Annotated in this window: 17 protein-coding genes; 12 read left to right on the top strand and 5 right to left on the bottom strand. The window is 71.1% G+C overall.

The features are described 5' to 3' along the window. The 3 genes from VH914_21575 to VH914_21565 form a co-directional block, all read right to left on the bottom strand. On the bottom strand, window positions 1–2,864 hold a 2,864-nt coding region (locus VH914_21575; protein HEX4493806.1), incomplete at its 3' end, for a HAMP domain-containing protein. A gap of 136 nt (window positions 2,865–3,000) precedes the next feature. Beyond that, complete coding sequence (locus tag VH914_21570) at window positions 3,001–3,993, bottom strand: alkaline phosphatase family protein (protein ID HEX4493805.1); 993 nt, start codon at window positions 3,991–3,993, stop codon at window positions 3,001–3,003. A 34-nt stretch (window positions 3,994–4,027) separates the two neighbouring features. Beyond that, window positions 4,028–5,035 carry a nuclear transport factor 2 family protein gene (locus VH914_21565; protein HEX4493804.1) on the bottom strand — a complete coding sequence of 336 codons (1,008 nt, stop codon included), beginning with the start codon at window positions 5,033–5,035 and terminating at the stop codon, window positions 4,028–4,030. Between the two features lie 222 nt (window positions 5,036–5,257). On the opposite strand from VH914_21565, the gene VH914_21560 reads away from it, so the two are divergent. Genes VH914_21560 through VH914_21550 form a run of 3 tightly spaced genes read left to right on the top strand, consistent with a single transcriptional unit; the run spans window position 5,258 to window position 8,286 of the window. Next, the gene (locus tag VH914_21560; protein HEX4493803.1) at window positions 5,258–6,130 is read left to right on the top strand and encodes a hypothetical protein; all 873 of its coding nucleotides are present in this window, start codon (window positions 5,258–5,260) and stop codon (window positions 6,128–6,130) included. After that, window positions 6,130–7,323: a hypothetical protein gene (locus VH914_21555; protein HEX4493802.1), complete on the top strand. Its 1,194-nt coding sequence runs from the start codon at window positions 6,130–6,132 to the stop codon at window positions 7,321–7,323. The genes VH914_21560 and VH914_21555 overlap by 1 nt, the downstream gene beginning before the upstream one ends. A gap of 42 nt (window positions 7,324–7,365) precedes the next feature. Next, window positions 7,366–8,286 (top strand): trypsin-like serine protease, encoded by a 921-nt coding sequence (locus VH914_21550; GenBank protein ID HEX4493801.1) that lies wholly within the window; start codon window positions 7,366–7,368, stop codon window positions 8,284–8,286. A 327-nt stretch (window positions 8,287–8,613) separates the two neighbouring features. Here VH914_21550 and VH914_21545 read toward each other — a convergent pair whose 3' ends face one another. Further along, window positions 8,614–10,677 carry a hypothetical protein gene (locus tag VH914_21545; protein ID HEX4493800.1) on the bottom strand — a complete coding sequence of 688 codons (2,064 nt, stop codon included), beginning with the start codon at window positions 10,675–10,677 and terminating at the stop codon, window positions 8,614–8,616. 31 nt (window positions 10,678–10,708) lie between these two features. On the opposite strand from VH914_21545, the gene VH914_21540 reads away from it, so the two are divergent. The 4 genes from VH914_21540 to VH914_21525 all read left to right on the top strand — a co-directional run bounded on the left by VH914_21540 (window position 10,709) and on the right by VH914_21525 (window position 14,605). Further along, on the top strand, window positions 10,709–11,245 hold the full coding sequence (locus VH914_21540) for a response regulator (protein HEX4493799.1): 537 nt from the start codon (window positions 10,709–10,711) through the stop codon (window positions 11,243–11,245). Between the two features lie 2 nt (window positions 11,246–11,247). Then, window positions 11,248–12,798 carry a 5'-nucleotidase C-terminal domain-containing protein gene (locus VH914_21535; protein HEX4493798.1) on the top strand — a complete coding sequence of 517 codons (1,551 nt, stop codon included), beginning with the start codon at window positions 11,248–11,250 and terminating at the stop codon, window positions 12,796–12,798. Window positions 12,799–12,882: 84 nt separating this feature from the next. Then, window positions 12,883–13,845, top strand: coding sequence for an ATP-binding cassette domain-containing protein (locus VH914_21530; protein HEX4493797.1), 963 nt, complete (start codon window positions 12,883–12,885; stop codon window positions 13,843–13,845). Continuing rightward, window positions 13,838–14,605 (top strand): ABC transporter permease, encoded by a 768-nt coding sequence (locus tag VH914_21525; protein HEX4493796.1) that lies wholly within the window; start codon window positions 13,838–13,840, stop codon window positions 14,603–14,605. Before VH914_21530 ends, VH914_21525 begins: the two co-directional genes overlap by 8 nt. Before the next feature lie 6 nt (window positions 14,606–14,611). Here the strand turns inward: VH914_21525 and VH914_21520 are convergent, their stop codons facing one another. Then, on the bottom strand, window positions 14,612–15,658 hold the full coding sequence (locus VH914_21520) for a hypothetical protein (protein HEX4493795.1): 1,047 nt from the start codon (window positions 15,656–15,658) through the stop codon (window positions 14,612–14,614). A gap of 159 nt (window positions 15,659–15,817) precedes the next feature. Between VH914_21520 and VH914_21515 the strand changes: the two genes are divergently transcribed. From VH914_21515 to VH914_21495, 5 genes are all read left to right on the top strand, one after another. Beyond that, on the top strand, window positions 15,818–16,294 hold the full coding sequence (locus VH914_21515; protein HEX4493794.1) for a response regulator: 477 nt from the start codon (window positions 15,818–15,820) through the stop codon (window positions 16,292–16,294). Window positions 16,295–16,634: 340 nt separating this feature from the next. Further along, on the top strand, window positions 16,635–18,413 hold the full coding sequence (gene kaiC, locus VH914_21510; GenBank protein HEX4493793.1) for a circadian clock protein KaiC: 1,779 nt from the start codon (window positions 16,635–16,637) through the stop codon (window positions 18,411–18,413). Further along, on the top strand, window positions 18,410–18,751 hold the full coding sequence (locus VH914_21505) for a circadian clock KaiB family protein (GenBank protein HEX4493792.1): 342 nt from the start codon (window positions 18,410–18,412) through the stop codon (window positions 18,749–18,751). Before kaiC ends, VH914_21505 begins: the two co-directional genes overlap by 4 nt. Beyond that, window positions 18,748–19,074, top strand: a complete 327-nt coding sequence (locus tag VH914_21500; GenBank protein ID HEX4493791.1) for a circadian clock KaiB family protein — start codon at window positions 18,748–18,750, stop codon at window positions 19,072–19,074. Before VH914_21505 ends, VH914_21500 begins: the two co-directional genes overlap by 4 nt. Before the next feature lie 5 nt (window positions 19,075–19,079). Beyond that, window positions 19,080–21,164 carry an ATP-binding protein gene (locus tag VH914_21495; protein HEX4493790.1) on the top strand — a complete coding sequence of 695 codons (2,085 nt, stop codon included), beginning with the start codon at window positions 19,080–19,082 and terminating at the stop codon, window positions 21,162–21,164. The last annotated feature ends 85 nt before the right edge of the window (window positions 21,165–21,249 follow it).

Here is a 21,249-nt window from a genome sequence, read left to right as displayed (position 1 = left end):
GTCAGGTTCGACGCCATCGAGTTGACGTTGTCGGTGAGGTCCTTCCACGTGCCGCCGACGCCGGGCACGAGCGCCTGGCCGCCGAGCTTGCCCTCGGTGCCGACCTCGCGCGCGACGCGCGAGACCTCGCTGGCGAACGCGTTGAGCTGATCGACCATCGTGTTCAGCGTGTTCTTGAGCTCGAGGATCTCGCCCTTGACGTCGACGGTGATCTTCCGCGACAGATCGCCGCGCGCGATCGCGGTCGCGACGTCGGCGATGTTGCGGACCTGGCCGGTCAGGTTCGACGCCATCGAGTTGACGTTGTCGGTGAGGTCCTTCCACGTGCCGGCGACGCCGGGCACCTGCGCCTGGCCGCCGAGCTTGCCCTCGGTGCCGACCTCGCGCGCGACGCGGCTCACCTCGCTGGCGAACGCGTTGAGCTGATCGACCATCGTGTTGATGGTGTCCTTGAGCTGCAGGATCTCGCCGCGCACGTCGACCGTGATCTTCTTGCCGAGGTCGCCCTTCGCGACGGCGATCGTGACGTCGGCGATGTTGCGCACCTGGTTCGTCAGGTTCGACGCCATCGAGTTGACGTTGTCGGTGAGGTCCTTCCACGTGCCGCCGACGCCGGGCACGAGCGCCTGGCCGCCGAGCTTGCCCTCGGTGCCGACCTCGCGCGCGACGCGCGACACCTCGGAGGCGAAGCCGTTGAGCTGATCGACCATCGTGTTGATCGTGTTCTTCAGCTCGAGGATCTCGCCCTGGACGTCGACCGTGATCTTCTTGCTGAGATCGCCGTTCGCGACCGCGGTCGTCACCTCGGCGATGTTGCGGACCTGGTTCGTCAGGTTCGACGCCATCGAGTTGACGTTGTCGGTCAGGTCCTTCCACGTGCCGGCGACGCCGGGCACCGCGGCCTGGCCGCCGAGCTTGCCCTCGGTGCCGACCTCGCGCGCGACGCGGCTGACCTCGCTGGCGAAGCCGTTGAGCTGATCGACCATCGTGTTGATCGTGTTCTTGAGCGCGAGGATCTCGCCCTTGACGTCGACGGTGACCTTGCGGCCGAGGTCGCCCTTCGCGACCGCGGTCGCGACCTCGGCGATGTTGCGCACCTGGCCGGTCAGGTTCGACGCCATCGAGTTGACGTTGTCGGTCAGGTTCTTCCACACGCCGGCGACGCCCTCGACCTCGGCCTGGCCGCCGAGCTTGCCGTCGGTGCCGACCTCGCGCGCGACGCGCGTGACCTCGGACGCGAAGCCGTTGAGCTGATCGACCATCGTGTTGATGGTGTTCTTGAGCTCGAGGATCTCGCCCTGGACGTCGACGGTGATCTTGCGGCTGAGATCGCCGTTCGCGATCGCGGTCGCGACGTCGGCGATGTTGCGCACCTGGCCGGTCAGGTTCGACGCCATCGAGTTGACGTTGTCGGTGAGGTCCTTCCACGTGCCGGCGACGCCGGGCACCGCGGCCTGGCCGCCGAGCTTGCCCTCGGTGCCGACCTCGCGCGCGACGCGCGACACCTCGCTCGCGAAGCCGTTGAGCTGATCGACCATCGTGTTGATCGTGCTCTTGAGCTCGAGGATCTCGCCCTTGACGTCGACCGTGATCTTGCGGCTGAGGTCGCCCTTCGCGACCGCGGTCGTGACCTCGGCGATGTTGCGCACCTGGCCGGTCAGGTTCGACGCCATCGCGTTCACGTTGTCGGTCAGGTCCTTCCACGTGCCGGCGACGCCGGGCACGAGCGCCTGGCCGCCGAGCTTGCCCTCGGTGCCCACCTCGCGCGCGACGCGGCTCACCTCGCTCGCGAAGCCGTTCAGCTGATCGACCATCGTGTTGATCGTGTTCTTCAGCTCGAGGATCTCGCCGCGGACGTCGACCGTGATCTTGCGGCTGAGATCGCCGCGCGCGACCGCGGTGGTCACCTCGGCGATGTTCCGGACCTGGCCGGTCAGGTTCGACGCCAGGCCGTTGACGTTGTCCGTCAGGTCCTTCCACGTGCCGGCGACGCCGGGCACGACGGCCTGGCCGCCGAGCTTGCCCTCGGTACCGACCTCGCGCGCCACGCGCGTGACCTCGGACGCGAAGCTGCGCAGCTGCTCGACCATCGTGTTGATGGCCTCCTTGAGCTGCAGGATCTCGCCGCGCACGTCGACGGTGATCTTCTTGCTGAGATCGCCCGACGCGACGGCGATCGTCACCTCGGCGATGTTGCGGACCTGCGCCGTCAGGTTGCCGGCCATCTGGTTCACCGACTCGGTGAGGTCCTTCCACACGCCGGACACGCCCTTGACCTGCGCCTGGCCGCCGAGCTTGCCCTCGGTGCCGACCTCGCGCGCGACGCGCGTCACCTCGCTGGTGAACACGCTCAGCTGGTCGATCATCTTGTTGACGAGCTGCGCGCTGCGCAGGAACTCGCCCTCGAGCGCGCGGCCGTCGACGTCGAGAGACATCGACTGCGTCAGGTCGCCCTTGCCGACCGCGCCGACCGCGCGCGTGACCTCGGTGGTCGGCCACACGAGGTCGCCGATCAGCGTGTTGAGCGCGTCGACCTCGTCGTCCCAGCCGCCGCTCGCGCCGGGCACGCGCAGGCGCTCCTTGAGCTTGCCCTCCTTGCCGACGACGCGGCACACGCGCGCGATCTCGGCAGACCGGCGCTCGCTGATCGCGAGGATGTCGTTGAACGCGTCGGCGATCTTGCCGGCGATGCCGGTGTGGTCGCCCGGCAGGCGCATCGAGAAGTCGCCGGCCTTGTAGCGGAGCAGGATGCCCAGGAGCGCACGCTCGAAGCCGTCGGTCACCGCCGCTCGGGGCGACCCGAGCAGGGCCGAGCTGGCGGACGCGGTCGGTGAACCGTCGGACGGATCTAAGGTGTCGGTCATGGGGCGCTCCTCACCTGGCAAGCGGGATACCACCGACGCCGCAGCGAAGTAGCTGCAATCAAACGTGCTTCGCGGCGCACCTGTGGCACAGGCGCACGTACCGCGCGCGGGCGCACGGTCGGCGAGATTCCAGGACTTACAGTCCGAGAAGGTCTGACATCGCCGGCGCCGACGTCACGGTCGCGAGGCGCGGCAAGCCGAGGATGTCCTCGACCGTCGCGAGGTAGCTCGAGTGCGTGTACGCGACCGCCGAGGTCGTGCCGGCCTTCGCGAGGTGCGGCGACACCACGATCATCGGGATCAGGTCGGCGTCGTCGCCGTTGCGACCCTCGGCCTCGTCCCACGTGATGAACAGGACGCCGCCGTTCTTGAAGCCATCGCTCGCGAGGATCGCGGGCACGTGCGTCGACATCCAGGTGTCGCTCGTCGTCAGCGCGCCGACCGGATCGGTGGTCGGGTTGTGGCCATCGTCGATCAGGTTCGGCGAGATCCACATGTAGCGATACGTGTTCGCCGCGAGGTCGGCGGCGAAGCTCGTGAAGTCGACGTTCGTCGCGGCGCACAGGCCGTTCGAGCCCATCTGCTGGTCGCTGAAGTACAGGAACGGATCGTGGCGAGGCGCGTAGTTGCCGTCGTCGGTGAGCTTGCACGGCGTCGCCTCGCCGTCCTGGTACGACCGCCACGGGACGCCGGCGGCCTCGAGCTGCGTCGCGAGGTTCGCCGCCGCGGACGGGAAGTACGGCACCTGCGTCGGCGACACGTCGATGATCCCCGGGTACTGGTTGTCGCCGCTGATCATGTGCAGGTAGTTCGGCGTCGACGGGTGCCCGGTGTCCTTGTAGTTGGTCGCGAGCGCGTACTGCGCGATCAGCGAGTTGAGATACGGCGCGTTCGACGACCCGACGACCTCCTTGTAGTCGTGGTTCTCGAGCACGATCGTGAAGACCGTCGCGCTGCCGAAGCCGCTGCCGCTGCCGCTACCGCTGCCACTGCCGGTGCCGTCGATCGCGCCGCTGTCGCGGCCGCCGCCGCCGTGGCCATCGACCGACGCGGCGTCCACCTGGCCGCCCGGGTGCGACGAGCTGCATCCCACCGCCAACATCACGGCCGCGATCGCGTGAGTCCTCATGGGCTCGCGTCGTATCGCGAGTCCGCACCGCGTCCTAGCGAGAAAGCTGGGCCTGGAGCTCGAGCGAGTTCGAGAACGTCTGCAGCTCGGCCACCTTGCTACTTTTTGCCTCGATGATGTCGACGAAATGCAGCGCCACGCGCTGGTTCGCCGGCTTGTACGTGCCGCGCAGCGTGCCCGCGGAGATCACGTATCCGCCGACGCACCACTGATGATCGAGCGGCAGCTGCGTGAAGTCGGGGAACGTCGCGAGGTAGCCGTCGAACAGGTTCTTCGCGGTCGTGATGCCGATCGCCGACCGCGGCGCCGTCTTGTCGTCGAACACCGACTGCTCGGTGAAGAACGCGAGCACGTCGGCCTCGCGCTTGGCGTCGAGCGCGACGTACAGCGGCTTGATCGCGGCGAGCGTGTCGGCGTCGTCGGCGAGCGGCGCGACCACGTTGATCGACGACGGCACGTCGGGTGGCGCGCGGAAGCTGCCCTCGGGCGCGCTGCCGGACAGCTGCGCGGCGACCGTCGCGCCGTCGGCGAGCAGGTCGAGCTCGCGGAGCTGGTCGTCCGCGGTGAACGTCGCGATCGCGACGCCGTCGGTGCCGGCGCGGCGGTTCGTGGGCTTGGCGCCCGCGAGCGAGCCGGTGTTCGTGCCGGTCCACGCCCACGTGGCGACGTAGGTGTCGTCGCTGACCTGCCAGGCGCGCGCGAAGCCGACGCGCAGGTCGGGGAACGCGTCGAGCAGCGTCTGCGCGCCGGCCGCGATCGCGTCGCGGCCGACGTCGTCGCGGAGCGGGACGCGGCGGCTGATGCCGTCGGGCGCGAACAGCGCCGCGTAGCGCTTGGCGTCGTGCGACGACAGCGCGTCGCCGATCGCCGCGAGCAGCTTGGGCGCCAGCGGCGTCCGCGACGGCGGAGGTGGCGGCTGCGACGGCCGCGCGCCGCTGCCCGAGCCGCCGCCGCCGGTCGCCGAGCCGGTGCTCGAGCCCGATCGTGACGAACCGTTGCAACTCGCCGCGACGACGAGCACGAGAGTGAGCGCGATGCGCATGACTAGACACTAGTGCGAACACGACGCGCATGCACGCGCGCGACACGGTAAATTATCCTGCAAATCGTGCATGTTACAGGCGCTGCCGCCATGGGTGCGCAGACCCGCCGGGTCGCCCCATATCCCACCTTCACTCCCCATTTTTCAGATACTGAATCTCCAACTCTGCACGATGCCGTGATGTGGAGAGCGGTACGTCGCTTGCTGAAGCGATGGTCCGCCATGCTCAGCAAACCACTTCGCCGCGCCACCGTCGGCTTGTTGTCGCTCGTCGCCGCCTGCACCGTGAGCGCGGGCGGAGACGAGACGTCGACCCTGAACGTCGAGTTCAACCCGATGTTCTCGGGCTTCGACGGCGTCCACACCTATCAAGTCCCGTCGACGATCGGCAACGCCGACGTCACCGGCATCACGAACGTGAGCTGGTCGGCGTCGGATCCGTCGATGGTCGACCTCCAGCCGCAGTCCGACGGCATCAGCGTCATGATCACGACCAAGAAGGCCGGCACCGTCGACATCACGGCGTCGACCGCCGACGGCGGCGTCGGCAAGACGACGCTGACCATCACCGCGTTCACGCCCGACGACTGGACTACAGGCCAGACTCGCTACAACTCGGGTGCTGTCATCATGGGCGGCGGCGGCCACGGCCACGGCTCCGGCGACGGCTCGGACGGCAGCGCCGACATGGACAAGTACGTGCAGTGCACGAGCTGCCACGACCCGGCAGTCGCGGCCGGCATGGTCGGCAGCGCCTCGGAGGGCCGCACGATCGAGCACACGCCGGAGCAGACCGGCGGCTTCACCGACGACCAGATGCGGGGGATCTTCCTCGACGGCGAGCTGCCGAAGAGCGACGCGAACCCGATCAACATGAGCCCGCAGCGGTTCATGAGCTTCCACACCTGGCAGGCGTCCGACGACGAGGCCACCGGCCTGCTCGCGTTCCTGCGCTCGCTGACGCCGACCTCGCAGGGCGAGTTCGACTACGGCGGCCACGGCGGCGGCGGCAGCGGTGGCGGCGGCCACGGCGGCGGCGGCGGTGGTGGCAGCGGCGGTGGCAGCGACTCGGGCAGCGGCAGCGGTAGCGACTGATGCGCGCGGCGACGCTCCTCGCGTGCGCGTGCGCGGTCGTCGCCGGCTGCGGCGGCGGGCGCGACGCCCACGACCGCACGGCGGCCGACGCCGCGACCGACGCGCCGGGCGCCGACGCGGTCCCGTCGGACCTCGCCGACACCGGCCTCTACAGCGACCTCGCGTCGCAGACGCTCGCGCCCGGCGTTCACCCGTACACACCCGCGTTCTCGCTGTTCGCCGACGGCGCGCTCAAGTCGCGCTGGATCTTCCTGCCGCCCGGCGCGCAGATCGACGCGTCGAACCTCGACGACTGGACGTTCCCGGTCGGCACGAAGCTGTGGAAGGAGTTCCGCCACGACATCACGCGGCCCGACGGCAGCGTCGCGCCGGACCAGCGCATCGAGACCCGCATGCTGTGGAAGCGCGGCGACACCGACTGGGCGATGGTCGCGTACGTGTGGTCGACCGACCAGACAACGGCGACGCTCGCGTCGGAGATCACGCCGCCGCCGGTGCCGTTCCCCGGCACGACGGACTACGAGGTGCCGGTGCTGCGATGCAAGACGTGTCACGACGGCCGGCGCGACAAGGTGCTCGGGTTCGAGCTCGCGCTGCTCGCCGCGCCCGAGGCCGACCAGGCCGGGATGACGTGGAGCGAGCTGCAGGCCGAGCACCTGGTGCAGGACGGCCTGCCGGACGCGAGCCGGCTGCAGTTCCTGCCGGCGGTGACCGCGGCCGGCTCGGGCTCGGATGCCGGCTCGGGCTCGGATGCCGGCTCGAACGCCGGCTCGAACGCGCCCTCGCAGGTCGCGCTCGAGCGCGCCGCGATCGGCTACCTGCACGTCAACTGCGGCATCGCGTGCCACCACGCGAGCTCCGGCCAGGTCGTCCCGTTCTTCATGCGCCTCGAGGTCGGGTCCGCCGGCGCGTTCCCGCAGACCATCGCCGACACGACCGCGTTCCAGACCGCCGTCGACGTGCCGTCGCTGTTCGTGCCCGCGAGCGACTCGTCGATCAGCTTCCGCATCCGCCCGACCGACCCGGCGCGCAGCACGCTGTCGTACCGGATGGGCGTGCGCACCGGCCTGACCGGCGGCGGCGAGCAGATGCCGCCGATCGCGACCCACGAGATCGACCGCGACGGCCTCGCGCTGATCGACGCCTGGATCGCGTCGATGACGGCGGCGCCCTACCCCGCGCCGAGCCCGTAGCGATTCTCGGGAAGATCCGCGTCGGCCCGCGTTTCAGCGGGCATGACGAACCTGTCCCGCCTGCTGGCGCTGTCGCTGTCCCTGCCGGTCGCCGCGTGCGCCGTCGATCCCGGCGCCACCTCGCCGGATCCATCGGCGCCCGCGCGCGTGCACCGCGAAGGCGGCGTCGCCTTCGATCTCACCACCGGCGTCGTGTCCGCCGACTCGCCCGCGCCGACCATGCCCGCGATCGGGACGGTCACCACGCCCGAGGTGCTGCCGCCCGACGCATCGGCGCAGCCCGACGAGATCATGGGCGCCGACGGCCGCACGCAGGTGTCACCGACGACCGCGTACCCGGCGCGCGCGCGCGTGCGCATCGTCGTCGAGTTCTCCGACGGCTACGAGGCCGACGCGTCGGGCCACATGGTCGGCAACAAGTACGTGATCACCGCGGGCCACGTCGTCTACAGCGCCGACCACGGCGGCTGGGCGACCGAGCTGTTCGCGTTCCCGGGCGAGAACGGCAGCTCGAAGCCGTACGCCGCGATGGGCGTGAACTTCCGCACGACCGAGGGCTGGGTCGACGACCAGGACGACGACGTCGACTACGCGCTCGTCACGCTCGACAGCGCCGTCGGCAACCAGACCGGCTGGTTCGGCCTCGCGACGTTCAGCGACGACTTCTTCGACAACAACCCCGACGTCGAGCTCGCCGGCTACCCGGCCGACAAGCCGTTCGGCACGCAGTGGGGCGAGGCCGGCCCGATCGTCGACAACAGCGACGACTGCCTGTTCTACAACATCGATAGCGCCGGCGGAGACAGCGGCGCCGGCATCGCGCTCGACTTCAACGGCTCGCACGTCGTGACCGGCGTCCACCACGGCACCGGCTACTACTGGCTGTCGTACTACAACCAGGCGACGCGCATCACCAACGCGCGGCTCAACCAGATCGTCGGCTGGATCCAGAGCGGGACGTAGCACCGGCTCGTTACATCGCGCCGGCGCGCCGACTCGCGCGCGAGTTGCGATTCGCTGTAACACGCCGCGTGCGTGGACCCGCGTGGTTAGCGCGGCACGGCGGTCGCAATCACCGCGCGCATGACCATCGCCGTCGCGTGGACGCGGCTCGAGCCTCGCCGGACCGACGTCCTGTTCGTCCGCGCCGACCCGAACGGCGTGCTCGCGAGCGACCGCATCGCCGGCCTCGCGCGCGGCCCCGACGGCTCGCTGTTCGCGGCGCGCCTCGGCTACGATCGCGCCGCAGGTGTGGCTCGCCGGCCGCGACGGCAGCCGCGGCCGGCGGCGCTACGGGTGGACGAGGATCCCGTGACTTTGCGCTGCGACGAACTGCGCCCCGCCCTGCGTCGCGAACACGTGCGGCGTGCCGAACTCCGAGCCCGTGTCCTCGTAGTTCCACACCGTCCCGTCGAAGCGATAGGTCGACGTGTCGCCGGCGTTCGAGAACACGAGGTTCGTCGGGCTGATCGCGACCAGGCCGCCCTCGCCGTTCGCGGCCTCGGTCACCGGGTTGACGTGGAACACGCTGCCGTCGCCGAGCACCTGCTCGGTGACCTCGGTCCAACCCGACGCGCCGAGCTCCCACATCGCCGCGACGCCCTTGCACGACTCGTCCGACGGGATCCACGGCAGGCCACCGACGCCGACCACCTGCCCGAGCTCCATCAGCTGGCCCTCGGGGCCGGTGCACTGCGCCGCCGGGAACGCGACCGGCGTGAACACCGTCGGGTTCGCGGCGTCCCACGTCATCACCGCGCGGCCCTGGCCGACCAGCCACACGTGCGTCGCGTCCTGCGCCCAGAACGACGTCAGCGGCTTGGCGAGCGGCGTCGTCGCGACGTCCTGCCACGCGCCGCCGACGAAGTGACGCGACGTGCCGCTCGCCGTGAACGCCCACGCCTCTCCGGGCCCGACGACGTCGACCAGGCCGAGGCCGACGAGCGAGTCGCGCGTGCCGGTCTCGATGACCTGTTGCGACCACGCGCTGCCGTCGAAGTGCAGCGCGACGGTCTGGTAGGTCGTCGCGTCGAGCTGCTCCTGCGCCGACGCGAACAGCTCGTCGGGCTGGCCCTTGCCGAGGCTGTCGCCGGTGAGGCCCTGCACCGCGACGAAGTGGCCGGTGTCGAGGCCGGCGTCGCCGGTGAGGTCGTCGGACAAAAAGCCGTCCCAGTGGAACAGCTCGCCGTCGTCCGCGAAGAACAGGTCGCCGGCCTCGGTGCCCCACATGCCCTCGAAGGTCTCGAACGGCGTCGCGAGGACCGGCGCGAGCGTCGACGTGCCGTGCATCGTGTACAGCGCCGAGCTGCGGCCGGTGATCCACCACGTGCCGCCGATGATCTGCGCCGACAGCACCGACGGCTCGGTCGCGCCCGACACCGGCGTCAGCGTGAACACCGAGCCGTCCCAGTGCAGGACCGCGCCGCCGTTCGACGGCGTGTACCACGACACGTCGCTGCTCGAGACGTAGCCGGCGGCCAGCAGCGGCTGGTCCGCGCCGACGCCCGCGGGCAGCGCGACGACCGTGAACGCCGAGCCGTCGTAGTGCGCGAGCTCGGCGTCGCCGCTGACCCACACGTCGCCGGGCGCGCCCATCCAGCCGGCGAGCGTGTCGCCCGTGTGGAGCTCGGTCCACGAGGTGTCGTTGTTGTAGTGCCACTCGCCGCCGATCGTCGTCAGGTAGATGTCCGTCGACGACGTGCCCCAGATCTTGCCGAGGAAGCACGCGCACGGCCCGGTGATGATGCTGCGCGTGCCGGCGTGCCAGCGCTCGACCACGCCGGTGCTGAGCGTCGCGTAGAGATCGCCGGTGTCGGGCGCGGACCACAGCGTGTTGATGAACGTGCTGCCGCTCAGCGGCTGCGACTCGACGATCGTCCACTGCGAGCCGTCCCAGTGCTCGAGCGACGTGCCGTAGGTCAGCCACATGTCGTGCGCCGACGTGCCGGCGATCGAGAACACGCGCTCGGCGGGTGGCACGCTCGGATCGACCGGCAGCGTGTGCGACGTCCACGACCGGCCATCCCACTGCAGCGCGAGCTCCCAGCCGGTGATCCAGACGTTGCCGGCGTCGGTGGCGAACACGTTGTCGAAGTCGTTGCCGCTGGGCGTGGGGAGCAGCCAGCACCAGCCGTAGCTCGAGCACAGGCCGGGCATCTGCTGGATCGCCGCGAACGGGTCGGCGGCGGAGCCCGAGCCCGAGCCGGCGTCCCGGGCGGCGTCGGCCGCGGCGTCGACCGCGGCGTCCGGAGCCGCGACCGGGCCTGCGTCGGTGTGCGCGCGCTCGTGCGGAGAGCCACACCCGGCGGCCATCGCTACGGCGACCACGAGCCAGGACTTCAGCAGCGTTGCCATCGTCCCCACGATAGCGTTAGTTTCAACTCATATGGTGAAGCTCCTCGCCGTCGATGACGACGAGGCCGTGCTGCGGAGCTACCGCAACGGTTTCGGGCACAGCGTCGCCGTGTTCACGACCACGACCGGGTCGGACGCGGCCACGATCGCGCGCGCGCAGCGTCCCGAGCTGATCGTCACCGACCTGCGCCTCCGCAACGAGTGGGGGATCCTGCTGATCCGGCAGCTGCGCGCACTGCTGCCGACCTCGCGCATCGCGCTGGTCAGCGGGTTCGTGTCGGCGGGCTCCGCGGTGTCCGCGATCCGCGCGGGCGCCGACCTCGTCATCCCGAAGCCGGCCCGGCCGCGCGAGATCCTGCGCGAGCTCGAGGCCACGCTCGGCGACGGCGACGGCGGCGACGGCGAGCCGCCCGAGCCGTTCCCGACGCTCGCCAGCATCGAGTGGGAGCACATCCTGCGCGCGCTCGAGGAGTCGGGCGGCAACGTGTCCGGCGCCGCGCGCCTGCTCGGGCTGCGGCGGACCTCGCTGCAGCGCAAGCTCAAGCTCCGCCGGCGATCGCAGAGCTGACCGTGGCGACCACACACCTCCGCATCGTCGCGGTCAGCGACGTCTACGTGCTCGACAACCTGCCGCGCCTGGCGACGCTCGTCCAGCAGGCGCGCGCCGGCTGCGACCGGCTCGTGGTCGCGCTGCCCGGCGACTTCCTGGCGCCGAGCGTGCTGTCGAGCCTCGACAACGGCCACGGCATGGTCGCGTGCCTGAACGCGGTCGGGGTCACGCACGTGACGTTCGGCAACCACGAGGACGACGTCCCGCACCGCGCGCTGCTCGCGCGCATCGACGAGCTCCACGCGATGTGGCTCGGCAGCAACGTGCACCTGCCCGAGCGCAGCCTGCCCGACCACGACATCCTCGAGCTCGGCGCGGTGCGCGTCGGCATGTTCGGCGTCGTGCTGTCCGACCCGCTGATGTTCCGCGGCAAGCCGTTCTCCGCCGCGGTCGACGACCCGCACGACGTCGCGGTGCGCGAGGTCGCGCGGCTGACCGGCGACGACCGCTGCTCGTGGGTCGTCGCGCTGACGCACCAGGAGGTCGCGGCGGACCGCAAGCTCGCGCACGACCTGCGCGGCCGGCCGGTGTTCGTGATCGGCAGCCACGAGCACGTGCCGTACGACGAGGTCGTCGACGGGATCCGCCTGATGAAGGCCGGCGCGGACGCGACGCGCGCGATCATCGTCGACGCGGTGTGGAGCGATCCGGCGGCGCCGCCCGACGTCACCGCGCGGCTCGAGCCGGTCGCCGGCTACGCCGTCGATCCCGCGGTGCACGGGCTCGTCGAGCTGCACATGGCTCCGGTCTACGCGCTCGCGCAGGCGACGCTGCTCGACCTGCCGCCGGGCGAGGTGCTGTCGTCGGTCGGCGCGCGCGCGAAGCAGACCTCGATCGGCGAGCTCGTGTGCTCGCGGATCCGCGACGTGCTCGGCGCCGACGCGTGCGTGTTCAACGCCGGTGGCATCCGCGCGGCGCGCGACTACCACGACCGCTTCACCTACGGCGACCTCGAGGCCGAGGTGCCGTTCGACAACGAGATCGTGATCGTGCCGATGCCGGGCCGGGTGCTCGCCGACGCGATCGCGAGCTCGCGCGCGGGCGCGCCGTCCGAGCACGGCGCGTTCCTGCAGGTCGACGACGGCGTGCGCGTCGACGGCTCCGGCGGCCCCGCGGGGTCGCGGATCACCGCGATCGCGGGCGCGCCGTTCGACCCCGCGCGCGTCTACCGCGTCGCGACCGTGCGCGAGCTGTGCTTCGGCCTCGATCGCATCGAGCCGCTGGTCGCGTTCGCGCAGGCGCACCCCGACGCCGTGCCGCTGCCCGGCGGCGCGCGCACGCCCAAGGAGCTGCTCGTGCGGTCGTTCGCGCTGGCGCTGTGGAAGCAGCTCGGCGGGTTCGCCGCGCTCGACGCGAACGGCGACGGCAAGGTCACGCCGTCCGAGCTCGCCGAGGCGCTCGCGCGCGCGCACCCCGGCGCGTCGGCGCTGGTCGCCGACCTCGTGCTGCGCGCGCTCGACGAGAACCACGACGGCTCGGTGTCCGCGGACGAGGCGTCGCGCGAGCGCTGACCCGCGCCGCGCCTGACCGATGTCAGGTTTCTACACGATCGACCGCCAGCTCTCGTAACAGACCGCAGGCATGATGCAGCCTGGATGAATGACCTCGCCGTCTCTGCGACGAGCCTCGTCAAGACGTTCGGCACCACGCGCGCGGTCGACGGCATCGACCTCGAGGTCCGCCGCGGCCAGGTGTTCGGCGTGCTCGGCCCCAACGGCGCCGGCAAGACGACGATGCTCAAGATGCTCGCGACGCTGCTGCCGATCGACGCCGGGCGCGCGACGATCCTCGGCGTCGACGTCGCCGCCGACCCGCACCGCATCCGCCAGCTGATCGGCGTCACCGGCCAGTACGCGTCGGTCGACGACACGCTGACCGGCCGCGAGAACCTGCAGCTGTTCGGGCGGCTGCTCGGCCTGTCGCGGGCCGGCGCGCGCGCGAAGGGCGACGAGCTGCTCGCGAGCTTCGGCCTCACCGACGCCGCCGACCGCCCGATCAAGAAGTACTCCGGCGGCATGCGGCGCCGGCTCGACCTCGCGGCGTCGCTGATCAGCCAGCCGCCGCTGCTGTTCCTCGACGAGCCGACGACCGGCCTCGATCCGCGCACGCGCGGCCAGATGTGGGAGACGATCCGCCGGCTCGTCCGCGACGGCGCGACCGTGCTGCTGACGACGCAGTACCTCGACGAGGCCGACCAGCTCGCCGATCGCATCGCGGTCATCGACCGCGGCAAGAAGGTCGCCGAGGGCACGCCCGACGAGCTCAAGGCGAGCGTCGGCACGTCGACGCTGCACGTCCGGCTCGCCGACCGCGAGCATACGGCGCGCGCGGCCGAGCTCGTCGAGCAGCTGATCGGCGACAAGCCGGTGCTCACGCCCGAGGCCGGCGGGCTCAACATCCCGCTCGCCGACGCGAACCGCGCCGCCGACGTGCTGATCGCGCTGCGCCAGGCCGGGCTCGGGATCACGACCGCGAGCGTGCGCCAGCCGACGCTCGACGAGGTGTTCCTCGCGCTGACCGGCCACCACAGCGAGACCGAGGAGACGCCCGATGAGTAACCCGAGCAACGCCGTCTCGCAGACGCTGGCGATGGCCGGCCGCGCGCTGATCAAGATGCGCCGCAACCCGGAGCAGTTCTTCGACGTCACGCTGCAGCCGCTGCTGTTCACCGCGATGTTCACGTACATCTTCGGCGGCGCGGTCGCCGGCAGCACCGAGAGCTACCTGCCGCTGATCATCCCCGGCATCCTCGCGCAGACCGCGCTGACCGCGTGCATGGCCACCGGCATCCAGCTCCGCGAGGACATGGACAAGGGCGTGTTCGACCGCTTCCGGTCGCTGCCGATCTCGCGCATCGCGCCGCTCGCGGGCCCCGCGATCGCCGACCTCGTGCGCTACGCGATCGCGGCGACGCTGACGATCGTCGTCGGGCTCGCGATGGGATATCGGCCGGGCGGCGGCGTCCCGGGCGTGCTCGGCGGCTGGCTGCTGATCGTGTTCGCGGCGTGGTCGCTGGGCTGGATCTTCACGTGGTTCGGCACGATCGCGCGCAGCGCGCAGGCGGTGCAGGGCTTCTCGATGATGATCATGTTCCCGCTGTCGTTCCTGTCGAACGCGTTCGTGCCGGCGCAGACGATGCCGGGCTGGCTGCAGGCGTTCGTGAGCGTCAACCCGGTGACGCTGGTGATCGACGCGTGCCGCGATCTCATGAACGACGGCCGGCTGACCTCGAACGTGCTGTGGGCGGTCGTCGGGTGCATCGGCGTGGTCGCGATCTTCGCGCCGCTCGCGGTGCGGTCGTACAGCCGCAAGCTGTAGCCGGCCTCACGCGGCGGCCTTCGCCGCGGCGACGTCCTGCGCGTCGTCGATCGGCAGGTCGCTGCCGTCGACCAGGCCGTCGCGCAGGAAGTGGCGCTCGAGGCGGCGCGCCATCGCGTCGAGGATCACGAACTCGTCGTAGCCGACGTCGAGCGCGAGGATCTCGTGATACGCGCCGCGCAGCTTCGGGCACAGCGCGCGACCGTCGGCGCCGCGCGTGGACTGCTTCGCGAGCGACGCCAGCACCTGCTGCACGTGCTGCGCGTCGGGCTCCGCCACCAGGTACGCGTGCGCGTCGAGCTGCGTGCGGCCGAACATCGATCGCACGCGCGCGACCTTCGAGGCCTCGCCGCGGATCAGCAGATCCGCCGGGTACAGGTACAGCTCGAGGCCCGGCGCGGTCACCCGGCGCAAGGTCGGCGCCACGAACGCCGACACCGTGCCGCGCGCGAAGCCGCGCATGATCGTGGTGGCGAGCACCATGTGGCGCGGCACGTCGCTGATGCGCGCGTGCAGCCCTGCCCGCTCGACCGCGTCCGCGAGCTCGCGCAGCACGGCGTCGTAGTCGCCGTCGTGCGGCTGCACGTAGACGTGGTCGTCGGACCACCGGCGCACGATCGACGCGACCTTGAGGACCGGCACCGTGATCGCCACGACCACGAACGCGGCGAAGAAGCCGAGCGCGGTCGCGTACCCGGTGACCGCCGCGCGCGGCAGGCTGCCGCGGCGCACCGGCGCGGCGAGGTGCACGAGGATGCCGACCGCGAGCGGCGCGGCCACCGCGAGCGACAGCCAGATGATGCGCAGCACGGTGTCGCCGAGCCAGTCGTGCAGCGGCACGAACGCGATCGCCCACGCCGCCACGCCCGGGAGCGCGGTGCCGAGCACGAACAGCGGCCAGATCAGCGACACCAGCAGCGCGGCGGTGACGAGCACCTGCTGGCGGCGCTGGAGCTTGCCGAACAGCGCGGTGATCGACCACCCGAAGATGGCCTGCACGATGTTGTTGGCCTGGCGCGCGAGGTAGCTGAGCAGGAAGGTGACGACGGCCATGCGCTTCGAGACTGCAACTCGTGCTCCGCGCGCTCGGCGATCGCTCCCGGCGCGCCGCACGTGCGCTCGCGCTCGATGTGCCGACCATTCGCAGATCTGCGGCGGATCTGCTCGGAAAAGCCCGTTCACGCTGGCATGCGTTCCGCATGGCGGGCTGCCGTGGCAGTTCACGAAGCGCGTCTCGGGCCGAGCTGGCGTCCCTTCTTCGGGCTGAACGGCACGACCGCGCTGCTCGTCGTGCGCGATCCCGACGCCGCCGATCACGTCGTGCGCCGGCTCGCCGCCACCGAGTGCCGCGTCGTGGTCGCGCGATCGACCGAGGACGCGCTGGCTCGCCTGCGCAGCGCTCGCCCCGACGTCGTGGTGTCGGAGCTCGAGCTGCCCGACGGCGACGGCATCCGCCTGATGCGCCGGCTGCGTGCGCGCACGCCGGCCGACGGTGGAACCACGCCGGCCGTCGCGCTGCTGTCGCCGACCAGCCACCACCTCGCGACGCGCGCGCTGCTCGCCGGTTACCAGGCCGCGATCGCGTTCGACGCCACCGCGATCGAGCTGCTGCTCGCGGTCGCGGACGCCCACGGCCGCCATGTCGGCCGCGCGGACGCCGGTCCGCGCGCGCGTACGCTCGCGTCCTGACCCGCGCGCTGCCGCTGCCTGATCACCGGCGCGGCGCGACCACTGCGTGCCCCGCTGCACGGGGCATCCCGTCGCCGTCGCGCGCCGTCGCGTCACCGGCGCGGGACATCCGTGCGCTCGCGCGCGCTCGCGCGCGGCCGGCCGCGCCTCGAAAACGCGAGGGATCTCAGCGATCCCGCCTCCGCGGTCCGCGATGACTGTCTCGCTCGCGCGCACCGCGCGCCAGCGCACTCGTGGTGCGACAGCTGCGCTCGGTAAGGTGCTGACAATGCTGCACGGGCGATTCGGCGCAGCTCTTGAAATAGTCGCCGTTCGTCGCTGACCTGCTCCGAGGTTTTCCGTGACCGTCTCGCCATCGACTACCACACGTAAACGTTCGCGTTCCTCGCCGCGCTCGCCGCGCTCGCCGCGCTCGCCGGCCGAGGCTCCCGGCATCGTCAAGGTCCCGTCCGGCATCGACGGCCTCGACCAGATCACCGGCGGCGGCCTACCCGGCGGCCGCACCACGCTGGTGTGCGGCGGTGCCGGCTGCGGCAAGACGCTGTTCGGGCTCGAGTTCCTCGTCAACGGCGCGCGCGATCACGGCGAGGCCGGCGTGTTCCTCGCGTTCGAGGAGACCGCCGACGAGCTCACCCAGAACGCGTCGTCGCTCGGCTTCGAGCTCGACCAGCTGACCGCGCGCAAACTGCTCGCGATCGACTTCGTCAAGGTCGACCGCAGCGAGATCCAGGAGGCCGGCGACTACGACCTCGAGGGTCTGTTCGTCCGCATCGCCCACGCGATCGACTCCGTGAAGGCGACGCGCGTCGTGCTCGACACGCTCGAGGCGCTGTTCGCCAGCTTCGAGAACGAGGCGCTGCTGCGGTCCGAGCTGCGCCGCCTGTTCCGCTGGCTCAAGGACCGCGGCGTCACGTCGGTCATCACCGCCGAGCGCGGCGAGGGCACGCTGACGCGCTACGGCCTCGAGGAGTACGTGTCCGACTGCGTGATCTCGCTCGACAACCGCGTCGTCGACCAGGTGTCGACGCGCCGGATGCGGATCGTGAAGTATCGCGGCACCGCGCACGGCGCGAACGAGTACCCGTTCCTCATCGACGAGCACGGCTTCTCCGTGCTGCCGGTGACCAGCCTCGGCCTCGAATACGAGGTGTCGACCCAGCGCGTGTCGACCGGCGTGCCGGCGCTCGACTCCATGCTCGAGGGCGGCGGCTACTTCCGCGGCTCGAGCGTCCTGGTGTCGGGCACCGCGGGCACCGGCAAGAGCAGCCTCGCGGGCATGTTCGCGGACGCGAGCTGCCGCCGCAAGGAGCGCACGCTGTACTGCGCGCTCGAGGAGTCGAGCGCGCAGGTGTGCCGCAACATGCACTCGATCGGGCTCGACCTCGACAGCTGGATCGCCAACGGCATGCTCACCATCCAGGCGTCGCGCCCGACCGTGTTCGGCCTCGAGCAGCACCTCGTCACCATCCACAAGATGATCGAGAGGCTCCAGCCGCGCGCGATCGTCATCGACCCGATCTCGAGCCTGATCACGGCGGGCAACGCCGCCGAGGTCAAGTCGATGCTCGTGCGGCTGTTCGACTTCCTGAAGATGAAGCAGATCACCTGCCTCGTCACGTCGCTGATGACGCCGAAGGGCTTCGAGGAGACCGAGATCGGCATCTCGTCGCTGATCGACACCTGGTTCCAGGTCCGCGACATCGAGATCGCGGGCGAGCGGACGCGCGGGCTGTACCTCGTGAAGTCGCGCGGCATGGGGCACTCGAACCAGGTCCGCGAGTTCCTGATCACGTCGCACGGGGTCGACCTGATCCCGGTGGCGGTCGGACCGAGCGGCGTGCTCACCGGGTCGGCGCGGATCCAGCTCGAGGTCGAGCAGCGCGCGCAGGCGCTCGCGCGCCAGCAAGAGCTCGAGCGCAAGCAGCGCGCGCTCGCGCGCAGGAGCAAGGTGCTCGAGAACCAGATCGAAGCGATGCGAGCCGAGCTCGCCGCCGAGGAGGACGAGCAGCGGTCGTTCGCGAGCGAGCTCGCGGCTCGCGACGAACGCCTCGCCGAATCACGCACGCGACTCGCGCTCGGCCGGGACCACGCACGCGCCAAGCACGGGAGGAAGTCATGACCGCGCTCCACAAGCGAGCCCGAGCAAGGCGCGAGCGCGCCGCGGAGCAGGAGTACCTGCTCCGGCTGTACGTCGCCGGGCAGACCCCGAAGAGCGTCGAGGCGTTCACCAACCTGAAGGAGATCTGCGAGTCCCACCTCAAGGGCCGCTATCGCATCGAGGTGATCGACCTGCTCGAGAACCCGGCGCTCGCGCGCGGCGATCAGATCCTCGCCCTGCCGGCCGTCGTGCGGCAGCTGCCGCCGCCGGTGAAGAAGATCATCGGCAACTTCTCCGACGCCGAGCGCGTCCTGGTCGGCCTCGACCTGCGACCGCTCAAGAGATCGCGGGCCGAGTGAAGCCGAAGACCTCCACGGCGGCGTTCGAGCGCGCGGCCAGGCCGTCCGTCGCGAAGGTCATCCTGCGCCTGTACATCGCGGGCACGTCGGATCGATCGATCCGCGCCATCCGCAACGCGAAAGAGATCTGCGAGGCCTACCTCGCGGGCAACTACGAGCTCGCCGTGGTCGACATCCTGCAACAGCCAACTCTCGCCAAGGACGATCAGATCGTCGCCGTCCCCATACTGGTCAAGAGGCTCCCGTTGCCGCCCCGGCGGTTCGTCGGCGACCTCTCGAACCGCGACGTGGTGGTGGCCGGCCTTGGCCTCGAACCCGAGTAACGACCGTGACCAAGCCCGTGACCAAGCAGCCTGCACGACCGAGGAAGTCTCCGGCGACGCGCTCGCCCGCCGAGATCAAGGCGCTCGAGGCGCGCCTCCGCGAGGCCGAGGACACCTTGAACGCGATCCGCAGCGGCGACGTCGACGCGCTCGTCGTCCAGGGGCCGTCGGGCGACCGCGTGTTCACGCTCCGCGGCTCCGACCATCGCTATCGCCAGCTCGTCGAGACGATGACCGAGGGCGCGCTGCTGCTGGCGCCCGACGGCACGCTCGTCTACGCGAACGAGCGGTTCGCGCAGCTCGTCGGCGTCCCGCACGAGACGCTGCTCGGCACGTCGTTCGAGGCCTACGTCGCCAGCTCGTCGCGCGCGATGGTCGACGCGCTCCTGCGCGGCCGCGACACGGTGTCGGCAAAGGCCGAGGTCGAGATCGTGACCGCCGACGGCACGCTCGTCCCGGTCTACCTGTCGGCGACGGCGAGCTGGGACGAGAACAACCAGATCACGTGCGTGATCGCGACGGATCTGTCGGAGCAGAAGCGCCACCAGGAGATGGTCGTCGCCGAGCGCCTGACCACCGAGATCGTCGAGCACGCGGCCGAGGGCATCGTGGTGTGCGATCTGTCCGGCAAGGTGATCCGCGCGAGCCGCGCGGCGCTGCGCCTGACCGACGACAACCCGCTGCTGCTGCCGTTCGAGCGCGCGTTCTCCCTCGACACCGCCGACGCGCCCGACGCCGGGCGCGCGATCCTCGACCTCGCGCTGACCGGCGTCACGACCTCGGGACGCGAGGTCGCGCTGCGGCGCCGCGATCGCGACCCGGTCGTGCTGCTGCTGTCGGCGGCGCCGGTGCCGGGCAGCGACGGCCAGCCGATCGGCGCGGTGATCTCGTTCGTCGACATCACCGAGGCCAAGCGCGCGACCGAGGAGCGCGCGCGCCTCCTCGAGCGCGCGACCGAGGCGCGCGTGGAGGCCGAGGCGGCGAACCGCGCGAAGGACGAGTTCCTCGCGATGCTCGGCCACGAGCTGCGCAACCCGCTCGCGCCGATCCTGACCGCGATCGAGCTGATGAAGGCACACCCCGACGACAGCTCGACGCGCGAGCGCGAGGTCATCGAGCGCCAGGTCACGCACCTGGTGATGCTGGTCAACGACCTGCTCGACGTGTCGCGGATCGCGCAGGGCAAGGTCGAGCTGCACAAGCGCCCGATCGAGCTCGCGGACGTGATCGCGAGCTCGCTCGAGGCGTGCAGCCCGATCCTCGAGGAGCGCCGGCACGAGCTGACGCTCGACGTCGAGCCCGGGCTGATCGTCGACGGCGACGAGGCGCGCCTCGCGCAGGTGATCTCGAACCTGGTGACGAACGCGGCGAAGTACACCGAGCGCTGCGGCCGGGTCTCGATCGTCGCGAAGCGCGACGGCGACGACGCGGTGGTGCTCGTGCGCGACAACGGGATGGGCATCGCGCCCGACCTGCTGGCGACGCTGTTCGACCGGTTCGTGCAGAGCAAGCGCACGCTCGACCGCTCGGAAGGCGGGCTCGGGCTCGGGCTGTCGATCGTGCGCAGCCTGGTCACGCTCCACGGCGGCACCGTCGCGGCGAGGAGCTCCGGCATCGGGCGCGGCAGCGAGCTCGAGGTCCGCTTGCCCGTGTGCGACACGTCGTCGCTGCAGCCGGCCGCGGCCGCGGTCGCGGCGTCGCCTGCGCACCAGGCGGCCGCCGGCGCGCGCCGCGTGTTGATCGTGGACGACAACACCGACGCCGCCGAGATGCTCGCCGACGCGCTGTCGGTGATGGGGCACGAGACGCGCGTGGCGTTCGATGGCCCGTCGGGGCTCGACGCGGCGGCCGGCTTCGTGCCCGACATCGCGTTCCTCGACATCGGCCTGCCCGCGATGGACGGCTACGAGCTCGCGCGGAAGATGCGCACCGAGCTCGCGTTCCCGCAGCTCCGGCTCGTCGCGCTGACCGGCTACGGCCAGGACTCCGACCGCCAGCGCAGCGTCGACGCCGGCTTCGACGGCCACATGGTCAAGCCGATCAACCTCGCGGCCGTCGCGTCGACGATCGAGCGGCTCACCCGGGCGTAACCCACGGACCTCCAAGGCGCCCCTCACGCCGCGGCGTGACCGGTCGATACATCGCTGTGGGTCGTCGCCGACGCGACGCCGCGCG

Source organism: Acidimicrobiia bacterium (assembly GCA_036271555.1).
Classification (GTDB): domain Bacteria; phylum Actinomycetota; class Acidimicrobiia; order IMCC26256; family PALSA-610; genus DATBAK01.
This window is presented reverse-complemented; position numbering and strand designations above follow the sequence as displayed.

Excerpts from the sequence above, each read along its gene's own strand:
- VH914_21540 (HEX4493799.1), top strand. The coding sequence starts at position 10,709 with ATGGTGAAGCTCCTCGCCGTCGATGACGACGAGGCCGTGCTGCGGAGC.
- VH914_21505 (HEX4493792.1), top strand. The coding sequence starts at position 18,410 with ATGACCGCGCTCCACAAGCGAGCCCGAGCAAGGCGCGAGCGCGCCGCG.
- VH914_21570 (HEX4493805.1), bottom strand. The coding sequence starts at position 3,993 with ATGAGGACTCACGCGATCGCGGCCGTGATGTTGGCGGTGGGATGCAGC.
- VH914_21555 (HEX4493802.1), top strand. The coding sequence starts at position 6,130 with ATGCGCGCGGCGACGCTCCTCGCGTGCGCGTGCGCGGTCGTCGCCGGC.
- VH914_21525 (HEX4493796.1), top strand. The coding sequence starts at position 13,838 with ATGAGTAACCCGAGCAACGCCGTCTCGCAGACGCTGGCGATGGCCGGC.
- VH914_21560 (HEX4493803.1), top strand. The coding sequence starts at position 5,258 with ATGCTCAGCAAACCACTTCGCCGCGCCACCGTCGGCTTGTTGTCGCTC.
- VH914_21520 (HEX4493795.1), bottom strand. The coding sequence starts at position 15,658 with ATGGCCGTCGTCACCTTCCTGCTCAGCTACCTCGCGCGCCAGGCCAAC.
- VH914_21565 (HEX4493804.1), bottom strand. The coding sequence starts at position 5,035 with ATGCGCATCGCGCTCACTCTCGTGCTCGTCGTCGCGGCGAGTTGCAAC.
- VH914_21545 (HEX4493800.1), bottom strand. The coding sequence starts at position 10,677 with ATGGCAACGCTGCTGAAGTCCTGGCTCGTGGTCGCCGTAGCGATGGCC.
- VH914_21530 (HEX4493797.1), top strand. The coding sequence starts at position 12,883 with ATGAATGACCTCGCCGTCTCTGCGACGAGCCTCGTCAAGACGTTCGGC.
- VH914_21550 (HEX4493801.1), top strand. The coding sequence starts at position 7,366 with ATGACGAACCTGTCCCGCCTGCTGGCGCTGTCGCTGTCCCTGCCGGTC.